This window comes from Viridibacillus arenosi, assembly GCF_001955655.1.
In the GTDB taxonomy this organism is placed as follows: Bacteria; Bacillota; Bacilli; order Bacillales_A; family Planococcaceae; genus Viridibacillus; species Viridibacillus arenosi.
Genome location: NZ_MSPW01000023.1, coordinates 1 through 11,006, shown reverse-complemented (window position 1 = coordinate 11,006; position 11,006 = coordinate 1). Strand labels below are relative to the sequence as shown.

Sequence of the window (11,006 nt, the reverse complement as noted above, 5' to 3'; positions counted from 1 at the left end):
TTTTTTTGTTGTGATATATTGGAACTTAAAGAAGGATTAACGCAAAAACGACTGAAAATCGAGCAAATTAGAAGGAAGAAATGAAGATAAAGCGGTTTTCGCTCGAGTTGAACCTGAATAAAGTGTAGATTTGTAAAAAAGCTTGATTTAATATTGGGAATTTTTGTTACTATCAATATTGAGATTGTGAAAGAATGTACTTAAACTAACGGGGCAGTTTAATTTAAGTGTAATTATTCACTATCTGTATTTTTAAAAGTCCTTATCCTCCACACAAAAATACTCACCCCACATGAAAAAGGAGAATGAATTCATTATGAAATCATCCCCTCAAAGTTTGAAAATGCTTATACTGATATTACTCATCAATGACGCGCTAAACGTTTTTCAAAATCCGCCTTAAACAACAGAATAGCATCAATATTTACAGCAAAATCGTGGTCACTGATATTAAAATTAGTAATAAACTCGTCAGATCGCTCACGAACCATAATTGTCGGACGGATATTGTCTCCAATAGCGTCCTGAGTTACAGCACTTCCATAGAAATACCAGTTAGTTTCAGTAGGGGCATTTGCTGCATTCTTAGATAAGTCATTTTTTATTATTTCGCATAAATTATCCATAAAATCTTCATTAAGCTTAATGTTTTTTCCATACTCACCAACATCAGATATATCAGCATATCCATACCAAATATTCCTGCTTGTTCGCTTTCCGTCATTTGAAGTGTATGTTTCATCAAACAAAATCTTCATTTTCATTACCCTCCGATAATATAAAATTTCTTCATACTATTATACACCTTTTGTCATAAGGAAAGAAAACTCTTATGACATGGGCTGTCTATACAAACAGGAAACTTGCCTAACTCTTAAGAGTTAGTGAGACTAACAGCAAGTTTGTTACCACGGAGGGTTAAGTAAGGGAAATATTCATGACCAGATTCAAGAAGTAATTTCATATTAAAATTCTAGAACTTTCTTCAGCAATCGAGTACTTTACTTGAAGAAAAAGGTTACTTTAAACAGATATACCAATGCGGAATTTTAAATTTTATCACTACATTGAATGAATATCTGAAAGATATTGTGCAGTAAAAGAACTAATATTAATTAAGAAAAAGTCCCTTCATATTTGAAAGGACTTTTTATTTGGGGGCATTGTTTTATTTTACAAGTTTAATGGGGAGCTTTAGTTTGAAGTAGCTTTAATCCCATACAAATAAATAGCATTCCTGTTATCTTATTCAGGACTATTCCCACCTTTTGGTTTCCTCTTAGTTTTTTAGTAATGTAAGAAGAGAAATAAGCAACAAATAAACACCACAGTAGTCCAGTTGTAGTAAAAGTAAGCCCTAATATTAAGAAAGGAATAGGACCTGATGCTTTAACATCTATAAACTGCGGAAGAAAAGCAATAAAAAATAACGAAACTTTGGGATTCGTTAGACTTGTTAAAAGTCCTTGTATATAAATTCTTCTTAAGTTTAATTTAGTTGATGACGCTTCAAAACCTATGTTTGATTTATCAAGTATCATTTTAATTCCTAAATAAACGAGATAGATAACACCAATAATCTTAATGGTATTAAATAATACAATAGATTTTGTAAGTATGAGTGATAAACCAAAAGAAACTAATAACGTATGAACTAAGGAGCCAGTAATAATACCAAACACAGAATAAATACCAGCTCTTCTACCTTGTGAAATACTTCTACCAACAATATACATAGTGTCCGCACCAGGGATTAGATTCAATAAAATCCCAGTTAATAAAAACATTTCATAATTAATAATACCGTACATTTAGCACCTCTATCTCTTTTTTTGGGGTGCCCTTATCGATGTTAAAGTAAATGAAAGAAAAATAAAAGCTTTTTTTAGATGGATCAGCGAAAAAAAGTTTAAAATGATGAGTGATCTACTGAACATTTTGAGGATTAATAAATATGGTGTAAGCCGCTTTTAATTGTGAATATCTAAGAATTTGTGAAGAATCGCACTTAAACTAACGGGTGCTTTACTTCAATAAGGAGTAGAGCCTTTTTCTTCTTGAACTAACGGGGCAGGTTAGTTCAAGAAGGGAAGAAAATGCTGCTAAATTTAAAGGATACTTCTATAGTGTAAAGAACTTATTTAAAGTAATAGTAACCATAAAATTTGAGGTGCAAAAAATGAATATTCAATTTTATGATATAGGATCAGTAAATGAAAAGGATTTAAATGATGTCCTTTTGGTCAATGCTTGCGGTTCAGCTATTGGACACATTTTTGCTCAGTTATCAAAAGTTCTGGGCTTCCGATTAATTGCGATAACCCGGAATGATAAATATTCAAAGGATTTACTAAAGCTCTGTGCTTCTTGTGTGATTAATACCTTTGACTGGTGGGGATGGAGTCGATGCAACTATTGATTCAATTGGAGGACCAGATGGTAACGACTTAGCATTTTGCGTTCGTTCTAAAGGTGCTTTCTTAACTTTAGGTCTTTTATCAGGAATCCAAGTGGATTTGGCCGAGATTACAAATGAGACAAAAGTGAATGCAAAATTATTTCATTTACGGCATTGGAATAAAAGAGTCTCAGCAAATGAATGGCAGGAGACATTTAACCACTTAATTACATTGATTAGAGATAAAAAAATAAGGCTGATGAGACCTGAATCATATTACAACTTATCGGAAATAAGTGAAGCCATTCGGATTGGTGAATCTTCGGATGGACATCAAGGCAAGGTGATTTTAACAAATGGAAGAGCTGCTTATTCCGTTAAAGGGCGCATATCTGGAATAAAGAAATGCGTTTTGTATTGCAGAATCTGAATAACATACTCGAAAATAGGACTTATTTAAAGTCATATATAATTTCAGAATTAAAATCCATTTTGATCAATCTTTTCAAGATGGATTTTTTTCATGCTGAAATTTGAGCTTAACTGAAAAATGATAAGTCATTTCTTATTTGTCCATATTAAAAATACATTCCTTATAGTTTCTTGATATTTATTTTCTATACTTGTATTAAATAAAGATAAGGGGTTGTAATAATGGCTAATTACATTTTAGAAACAAGACATTTAGAAAAGAAATTCAAAAACGAAAAAGTGCTGTCAGACATAAACCTGCATGTGAATTATGGAGAAATTTATGGTCTTCTCGGACTAAACGGTGCTGGTAAATCCACACTAATGAAAATAATAAGTGGAATTTTCCAAAAAACAAATGGTGAAGTGCTATTTGAGGGTGATAAGTGGAAAAGAGATGATTTAAAAAAGATTGGATCACTCATAGAAGGTCCTGCTATATATGGCAATCTAAGTGCGTACGACAATTTAAAAATCTTTTGTTTACAGGAAGGTATTCCTTTTGAGGAAATTAGTGAAGTTTTAAAAAAAGTAAATCTTTCTAATACAGGTAAGAAAAAGACAAAAGAGTTCTCTTTAGGAATGAAACAAAGGTTAGGAATTGCTCTAGCTTTAATAAAAAAACCAGTATTTCTAGTTTTGGATGAACCAGCAAATGGATTAGATCCGGCAGGAATAAGAGAATTAAGACACCTTTTGAACGAGTTAAAGAAAGATGGTGTTACAACCATGATTTCTAGTCATATTTTAAATGAAATACAAATCTTATCAGATACCATTGGTATTATTCATAATGGCAAGTTGGAATATCAAAATAAATTTAATCACCAAGATAGCCTTGAAGACTTGTTCTTTGAAATTACTTCAGGCATTAGAAAGGACGTATAAGTATGTCTAATTTTATTCAAGCTGAATTATTAAAAATGAAATCATCTTTATCGAAGAAATTACTTTTAGCTATTCCAATTTTCTTTCTAGCCTTTGCTATTTTTTCAAATATATATGCGGAGCAACAGCCGTCTACAAATGTTTTTTTAACAATTATTTATAATCTTTGGCCTATATTTTTCCTGCCTGTGGGTTTGGCTATGGCATGTGGGATGAATATTAATCAAGAGAAAAAAATTGGTGATTATAAAAACGTTTTGTCAAACAACATATCTTTATCCAAAATGTTTTTTTCTAAAGTTGTTGTAATTTTAATTTACCAATGTATCTCGGCAGTATTGATAGCTGCTGCGTCTATATTGGGTTCATTGCTAATATATAATGAATTGCCAATCATACCCCAAGTAATTATGACAACAGCGTTCATAATGATTGTTGCTTTACCATTAATTCCTTTCAGTTTAATTGTAAGCAAGTATATCGGTGTACTTATGACGACTCTAATAAACCTGATTGGTGCCGTCGGCTCAGTGTTTATCGCTTTAAAATCTTATTTTTGGGTTCTTCCTGGTGGAAGTATGTTAAGGGTACCAGCGGAAACAATGGGAATCCATCCTAATGGTACACCCATTGAAAACTTCAATTTAGTACCAGACTTTCATGTTTTAGCTATAGCTATGGGAGTTAGTGTGGTATATTTCCTAATTTTAATGTGGTTATCCAATAAAATTTTTAAAAGGAAGATGTATATATGAAATATTTAAATGTTATGCTTTATAAAATGGCAAAATCCTTTTGGTTTCTTATAATGATTTTAGCTCCTATTATATATGGTGTTAGCTTATATTTATATCTTGAGAGGTATGATTCTCTAAACCATATATTCGTTGACTATACGGTCTATTTTAATAGTGCAATACCATTTGGTATTTCGCTCATGATAAGTCTGTATGTTAGATACGAAGAACAGATAGGACACTTCAATCACCTTTTACAGTTGCGAAGCAGAAAAGAGTGGAGTACGGATTTAATCTTGGTAAGTTTAGGTTCGGTTATGTTCAGTACATTAGTTAGTTGCATACCATTATGGATGCTTATTGGTAATCATTTCACAGGGGATATTTTATTATATTCAATTTTAACAACGATATTTTCTTTACCTGTTATAATTATTTTATGGTTCATAGCAATAAAAATAAATACAAGTGTATGTCTCGGTATGGGAATCTTTTTCAGTATATTTATTATCTATTTTGGTGCAAACAGTTTAGGGGATTCCATATGGCAGTACATACCTTTACTGTATGGCACAAGATATTTACATCTGCTAACCATTGGTGACTATGGATATTCCACTTTGGTGTGGGGGCTATATACTAGTGTGAGTGTGATTTTATTCGTAGCATTTGTAATATGGTTTAATAAATGGGAGGGGAGGACAATTAGTGAATAAGAAAATATTGATTGCGGAAGACGAAGAAGATATGAGACAGATACTCTCGCTTCATCTGACTTCCAAGGGGTATATAGTTTCGGAAGCAAAAGATGGCATAGAAGCGATTGATAAAGCAGAAGCAGATGTTGACTTAATTCTGCTGGATATCATGATGCCAGGGTATGATGGATTAGAAGTGTGCAAACAAATTCGTAATCAAGTAATTTGCCCAATAATATTCATTAGTGCTGCTTCAGATTATATGAATAAGATGAAGGCATTTTCTTTAGGAGGAGATGACTTTATATCTAAACCTTTCTCCTTGAAGCTGTTAACATATAAGGTTGAAGCCTTATTTAAAATGAGAGAACGTCTTCTGCAAAAACATGATGAAAGTAAACGAAAAAAAATATTGATTGACGACCTAGTTGTTGATATAACTTCACGAGAGATTATGCATAATAAAAAGGTGATCCCCTTTACTAAAAAAGAATTTGATTTATTGGTCTTGTTGCTTTCATCGCCAAAGCAGGTTTTTACCAAAGAACATATATATGAGCGTATAAGTGGAATTGATGGACAAGGAGATGCAAGTTCTGTAGTGGAGCATATTAAAAATATAAGAAGTAAATTATTGTCTGCCGGTTTTCCTGAAAATTATCTACAAACAGTTTGGGGAATAGGGTACCAATGGAACAGTCAATAATCAAGGATATAAGAAGGTTATATATCAAAAGCATAATATGGACTATTATAATGAGTGTATTTACAATTATTATTTCAATTTTGGTTATTTTTGCAACTATTGAACGGACAGCTAATAATAGTGAAAAACTAGTTCATAAACAGAGCAAAAGCATGACGGATCATCCATCCGAATATATGAAGTCGTCTAAATTCAATGAGATGAAAAGGAATTTGAAAAAGAATGATATCATCCTAAACAAATTTAGCCCCAATGGTGAGTTTATTGATGGTAGTGAAAATTTCAGTGGTTTATTTCAGGGAGTAAATGTTGTTGATATGTTTAATAGTGCTCATTTTTACAAAGATTACTATCATCTCGTCCAGCCAATAGTAATTGAAAATCAAATTAAAGGACTTTGGGTTTATTCTTATCAGATAAAAAGTCGGCATTCTGTTTCTCGCTATATTATGTTTGGGTTAATAAGTATCACTTTAATATCACCGATTATTTATTTCATTATATTTTCGAGATCCTTTATTAATAAGCTTTATTATTCCGTAAAAGCTCCTTTGGAGGAGTTATTAAATGCGTCGATTATGATTAAAAATAAAAATTTGGAATTTAACCTTAGTTATAATAGTAATAATGAAATTGGCGAATTAACACAGTCATTTAGACAAATGCAAGGAGAACTAAAGAAGTCCTTATATAAAAATTGGCAACACGACTCAGAGTGGGCAGTTATGATGTCTAGCTTGTCACACGATCTAAAAACACCTGCTACACTCATTGCTTTAAGTACTGAAATGTTAAATAATGTGGACGATTTAACACCTAATCAACAATTACAGATAGATATTATAAATAGAAACGTCTTAAAGGTAAATAATATATTAGAAAGTATGGGACAAGCAAGTAATATCAAGGATCCAACACTGATTTATGATGTTACATCTATTGATGAATTAATCAAAGACGTGGAAAATGATTTTATTCACTTAATGGAAAAGAAAAATATTCAATATGAGCATAATTTGAAAATAAATAATCACGTGGAAATTCCTTACCTAAAGGTCAATCGAATCTTAGAGAATCTTTTTGCCAATGCTATTCAATATACGCCGGAAAATGGAAAAATTCGTTTTTTTGTTAATGAAAAAGGCAATTACATTCATTTCGCCATTGAGGATTCGGGAGTGGGAATAGAAAAGGAACACCGTGATTTGGTGTTTTCCAAACACTTTAGGGAAGATAGATCAAGATCTAATTCGTTGGGTAACGCTGGTTTAGGTTTGTTTATTACTAAAAAACTTGTTGATGAACTATACGGAAACATTGAAGTTGTAGATCCCTTAGTGTTATCGGGGGCACGTATTGAATTTAATATTCCGTATAAGTAATCTTTCCCTTTTTAAGTATGTAAACTTAAAAAGTTATAAATCTACAGATCCTATACGGAAGCCTAATTTCTCTCTAAAAGAAGGAGGAATTAGGCTTCTTTATTCTTCATTATTTTCAATATTTCACAAAAGGATGAATACAATACATTTATCATTGGGGGAAAATATAGTATGAGTACATTTGTTTATATGGTGAGACACGGTGAGTCGCCAAAAGAAGGAAATGAAAGAACAAGAGGATTAACCGAAAAAGGTTATTTAGATGCTCAACGAGTAACTGACATAATGAAAGATGAAGAAGTTGATGCAGTTGTTTCAAGTCCATACGTACGCTCAATTTTAACTGTTGAAAAGTTAGCTCAACAAATAGGGCGAAAAGTTTTAGTGTTTGAAGATTTAAAGGAGAGGATATTTTCTTCTGAAGACAATAGAGTATCTGATAAGGAATTGTTTCCACTTTTGGAGAAGTCATTTTCCGAAACAAATTTCTCTTTAGAGGGAGGAGAATCAAATGCTGATTGTCAAAAAAGAGCTATCAAAGTCTTAAAAGAACTATTAGATACCTTTAGAGATAAAAAAGTAGTGATAGGTACTCACGGGGCAGTTATGACCTTGATGATGGGACATTTCGATAGCACTTATGACTTGAATTTTTTACATAGCACATCAAAACCTGATATTTATAGAATGGAATTCAATGAACAGGAACTAGTGAATGTTCAAAGACTATGGGGTGTAAATATTGGTGTTAACCAATAAAAAATAATTTTTGTTATTGAACTAACGGGGGCTTTAGTAAAAGAAGAAAGGGTTCTACATATTAGTCATATCTAATATGTAGAACCCTTTAATTTTTCTATTTTTTTAAAAATTAGGTCTTGATAAAATTTATATCCCTCTCCTTTTTGTTTTACTAAATATCTTACTTCTGTAGTTGAAGATCTTTAAGTTATTCATCTTGTTTCTAATGAAATAAGGTAGTATGAGAGTGCTTGGCTCAGAGCCTCTGTTAATACTTATTAGCTTCAAAATAATTGGGTTCCTCAGGATAATATAGATCTTTACGTAAGCAGACATCTCGATGGGTGAGTGTTTCACCTTTAAAACGAATCCAAATTTCATCGTCTGCCATGACTCCATGTGTTTTACGTACAATGCCCCAGCGATTATAAGATTGCATATCCAGTGAAGCCAGTAATTCTTTTGCGTTGACCCGAGTAGGAGGGAAGGTTGAGATTGTGAAAGAATGTACTTAAACTAATGGAGCAGTTTAGTTTAATAAGCTATATTAGTATAAATATGGTAAGGTTTAGTAAAATTGAAAGAAACAATAACTTAAACGTAGTTTGTTCAACTTCCTCTATTGAACCAAGTGCATTATTTAGGGGGTTTTTAAATGGAGAAAATCTTAGTGAAAACAGGGATATATTCATTTGTTGTTTCTTTCTTCTTATTAGTAGTTTTTATGAAAATAGAAGAAAGCACAACTGATGTAGAGGGGATGACTTCATTTGTTGTAACACCTTATCCAGAGTTTTTCTTTAATATTTTTAGATATTCTATAATCACTTCAATCATTGCAGTTCTACTTGTATGTGTTTATATACTATCAAATAAGAAAAAATAGTAACAAAATCAAAAGATGTATTTTACTTTATAGACAATGTGAAGAAATGTACTTAAAGTAACGGGTGCTTTACTTGAAGAACATTGAGTTGCAATGCAGCTCTTTTTTTCTCTTTGTGCTAACGGTGCAGGTTAATAAATCAACGCTAAGAAGATTTAAAAATTATAATGGAGGTGATTAGCTTTGCAAAAATGCGAGAAATGCAATGCACATTTTAGTTGGAGTGAAATCTATAAATCCTTTTGGAGGAATTATAAACCGATCAAATGTAACGAATGCGATACAACGCATAAGATAACAATACCAAGCAGATTAATCTTTGTCTCATTCACTATTCTTCCAATGCTCATTTTTGGTTATTCCCTGCCCCCTTTTAGCAATGGTCTTGTGATACTTGGCATAGCTATTTTTATTTTTATAATTGGTTCTTTGTTGGCACCTTTTCTTGTTACTTTTAAGAAGTCTTTGTGAACTAATGTACTTAAGCTAACGGGTGCTTTACTTGAAGATCATTGAGTTGCATACTAAATTTTATATTTGAAAAATATAATGCATTGGATTCTACTAATCTTTATTGGAATTTAATACTACATACTTCGAACTAATTATCTACTCTAATAAAATTAATATTGTAATATACTATTATAAATAGGTTAACAATGTTAATTTATGTTTTATTCAAAGAGCTCTAGAATGAACAGTAAAAAATACTATAAGGAGTCCTAAAATGAAAAAGAAAATAAACTATTTAATCTTACTTTTAACTGCCATCTTTATAGTTGGTTGTACTAACGTAGAAGATGCATCCGTTGCAGATAAAGAAACAGATTCACAAGAAGTAACCACAGTTAATACAAATAATAATGGAAAAGAAGAAACAATCACTACGGATGATGAGCCAGTAATAGAGGAAACACCAACCCAATCAAAAAATGACAAGTTCGCAGGATACAAATTTATTGAAGTTGATGGTGGTGATTTGTCAGGACATCGCGAACCTAACGCCGTCGTTGACATTGGTTTTGGGAACCGTAAGTACTATTCTTTCACCAACGAATATGGCCAAGTAATCCGTGTCATTGCTGACGAAATCGTTCTACAAGATGACGATAACGAACCTGTAACATCGTCTGGCAGATACTACAATGATGAAGCAAAAGTTCCTGGTGTAGAAAGTTCAGATTTAGATGAAGGACATATCATTGCAGATTCTCTCGGGGGGGTATCCAATGCTTACAATATTACTCCACAAGAAAGTACGCTTAATCGACATGGTGATCAAGCATATATGGAAGATGCCATTCGTAAAGCTGGTGGAGCTACTAATTTTGAAGCAATTATCACATATCCTAATACGGAAACGCATATTCCTTCTCATTATAAGTACACTTACACTTTAAAAGGGAATAAGATTGTAGATGAGTTTGATAACGGCAACCCTGATGAGATAAATAAATCTCTAGGCTTAACTGAAAGTAAATCAACTAACTCAAATAAGTCAACTAGTTCTAATAAGTCGAATGGCACTGAAGATATTTCAAGTGTTGATACAAACGGTAATGGACAGGTGACGATTAAAGAAGCAAAAGCAGCAGGTTTTAGTATGCCAATAACGAGTGATCATTGGTTATACCCATATATGCAAGATAATGATAAGGACGGTATGGTAGGTGAGTAAGCCCCTAGAACTTTGAGGCAAAATAAATGAACGAAAGAACAGTTTCCTCGTGGGTGTCTGTACTCACTAACAAGTGCTTTACTTGAAGATCATTGAGTTGCATATACAGCTCTTTTTTCTTTATTGAACTAAGGGGGCAGGTTAGTTGAACAATCGGGCCAGATTGTTATATAGTGAAATTTTTGACGTAGCATACTTTGGAATTCTAAATTTCCGAAGACGAAAGTAGATTGTTTTAATAAAATGACATTAAGTTAAACAGCGAATTATCATATTCTAGTATGATTCTAATGGATCATGCTTTTTATTTTGTAAATTTTTAAGGGGAATTTCATTTTAAGTGTTAACTTTTTTCGTTGTTAAAGGTCTTATAACTGAAAAGGAGGGGAGTAATGAGTGGGCATGATGAACTGTACATAGT

The 11,006-nt window shown here is 32.1% G+C and carries 12 protein-coding genes and 1 pseudogene; 10 read left to right on the top strand and 3 right to left on the bottom strand.

Going from position 1 to position 11,006, the window contains the following annotated elements; genetic code table 11:
• Nucleotides 1-365 precede the first annotated feature (365 nt).
• On the bottom strand, nt 366-758 hold the full coding sequence (locus BK137_RS21210; RefSeq protein ID WP_038191254.1) for a hypothetical protein: 393 nt from the start codon (nt 756-758) through the stop codon (nt 366-368).
• 423 nt (nt 759-1,181) lie between these two features.
• On the bottom strand, nt 1,182-1,811 hold the full coding sequence (locus tag BK137_RS21205) for a LysE family translocator (RefSeq protein WP_038191256.1): 630 nt from the start codon (nt 1,809-1,811) through the stop codon (nt 1,182-1,184).
• Nucleotides 1,812-2,227: 416 nt separating this feature from the next.
• Between BK137_RS21205 and BK137_RS21200 the strand changes: the two are divergent.
• From BK137_RS21200 to BK137_RS21165, 7 genes and pseudogenes are all read left to right on the top strand, one after another.
• Nucleotides 2,228-2,756: pseudogene (locus tag BK137_RS21200) on the top strand (zinc-binding dehydrogenase); the annotation flags it as partial.
• A gap of 296 nt (nt 2,757-3,052) precedes the next feature.
• On the top strand, nt 3,053-3,757 hold the full coding sequence (locus BK137_RS21195; protein ID WP_038191258.1) for a lantibiotic protection ABC transporter ATP-binding subunit: 705 nt from the start codon (nt 3,053-3,055) through the stop codon (nt 3,755-3,757).
• A 2-nt stretch (nt 3,758-3,759) separates the two neighbouring features.
• Complete coding sequence (locus tag BK137_RS21190; RefSeq protein ID WP_038191266.1) at nt 3,760-4,512, top strand: lantibiotic immunity ABC transporter MutE/EpiE family permease subunit; 753 nt, start codon at nt 3,760-3,762, stop codon at nt 4,510-4,512.
• On the top strand, nt 4,509-5,210 hold the full coding sequence (locus tag BK137_RS21185; protein ID WP_038191268.1) for a BsaG family lantibiotic immunity ABC transporter permease subunit: 702 nt from the start codon (nt 4,509-4,511) through the stop codon (nt 5,208-5,210). The genes BK137_RS21190 and BK137_RS21185 overlap by 4 nt, the downstream gene beginning before the upstream one ends.
• Nucleotides 5,203-5,898 (top strand): response regulator transcription factor, encoded by a 696-nt coding sequence (locus tag BK137_RS21180; protein WP_038191270.1) that lies wholly within the window; start codon nt 5,203-5,205, stop codon nt 5,896-5,898. The genes BK137_RS21185 and BK137_RS21180 overlap by 8 nt, the downstream gene beginning before the upstream one ends.
• A complete protein-coding gene (locus BK137_RS21175) occupies nt 5,883-7,280 on the top strand; it encodes a HAMP domain-containing sensor histidine kinase (RefSeq protein ID WP_038191272.1) in 1,398 nt (465 codons plus the stop codon). The genes BK137_RS21180 and BK137_RS21175 overlap by 16 nt, the downstream gene beginning before the upstream one ends.
• Nucleotides 7,281-7,451: 171 nt before the next feature.
• Entirely contained in the window at nt 7,452-8,039 is a 588-nt protein-coding gene (locus tag BK137_RS21165) for a histidine phosphatase family protein (RefSeq protein WP_038191276.1), read from the top strand.
• A gap of 250 nt (nt 8,040-8,289) precedes the next feature.
• On the opposite strand, the gene BK137_RS21160 is transcribed toward BK137_RS21165, so the two are convergent.
• Nucleotides 8,290-8,460 (bottom strand): hypothetical protein, encoded by a 171-nt coding sequence (locus BK137_RS21160; RefSeq protein ID WP_235175789.1) that lies wholly within the window; start codon nt 8,458-8,460, stop codon nt 8,290-8,292.
• 216 nt (nt 8,461-8,676) lie between these two features.
• Between BK137_RS21160 and BK137_RS21155 the strand changes: the two genes are divergently transcribed.
• From BK137_RS21155 to BK137_RS21145, 3 genes are all read left to right on the top strand, one after another.
• Complete coding sequence (locus BK137_RS21155) at nt 8,677-8,907, top strand: hypothetical protein (RefSeq protein WP_038191278.1); 231 nt, start codon at nt 8,677-8,679, stop codon at nt 8,905-8,907.
• A gap of 183 nt (nt 8,908-9,090) precedes the next feature.
• Nucleotides 9,091-9,378, top strand: coding sequence for a TIGR04104 family putative zinc finger protein (locus BK137_RS23050; protein ID WP_038191280.1), 288 nt, complete (start codon nt 9,091-9,093; stop codon nt 9,376-9,378).
• 256 nt (nt 9,379-9,634) lie between these two features.
• A complete protein-coding gene (locus tag BK137_RS21145) occupies nt 9,635-10,585 on the top strand; it encodes a DNA/RNA non-specific endonuclease (RefSeq protein ID WP_038191282.1) in 951 nt (316 codons plus the stop codon).
• Nucleotides 10,586-11,006: the final 421 nt, after the last annotated feature.

Excerpts from the sequence above, each read along its gene's own strand:
- BK137_RS21210 (WP_038191254.1), bottom strand. The coding sequence starts at position 758 with ATGAAGATTTTGTTTGATGAAACATACACTTCAAATGACGGAAAGCGA.
- BK137_RS21205 (WP_038191256.1), bottom strand. The coding sequence starts at position 1,811 with ATGTACGGTATTATTAATTATGAAATGTTTTTATTAACTGGGATTTTA.
- BK137_RS21195 (WP_038191258.1), top strand. The coding sequence starts at position 3,053 with ATGGCTAATTACATTTTAGAAACAAGACATTTAGAAAAGAAATTCAAA.
- BK137_RS21190 (WP_038191266.1), top strand. The coding sequence starts at position 3,760 with ATGTCTAATTTTATTCAAGCTGAATTATTAAAAATGAAATCATCTTTA.
- BK137_RS21185 (WP_038191268.1), top strand. The coding sequence starts at position 4,509 with ATGAAATATTTAAATGTTATGCTTTATAAAATGGCAAAATCCTTTTGG.
- BK137_RS21175 (WP_038191272.1), top strand. The coding sequence starts at position 5,883 with ATGGAACAGTCAATAATCAAGGATATAAGAAGGTTATATATCAAAAGC.
- BK137_RS21165 (WP_038191276.1), top strand. The coding sequence starts at position 7,452 with ATGAGTACATTTGTTTATATGGTGAGACACGGTGAGTCGCCAAAAGAA.
- BK137_RS21160 (WP_235175789.1), bottom strand. The coding sequence starts at position 8,460 with ATGCAATCTTATAATCGCTGGGGCATTGTACGTAAAACACATGGAGTC.
- BK137_RS21155 (WP_038191278.1), top strand. The coding sequence starts at position 8,677 with ATGGAGAAAATCTTAGTGAAAACAGGGATATATTCATTTGTTGTTTCT.
- BK137_RS21145 (WP_038191282.1), top strand. The coding sequence starts at position 9,635 with ATGAAAAAGAAAATAAACTATTTAATCTTACTTTTAACTGCCATCTTT.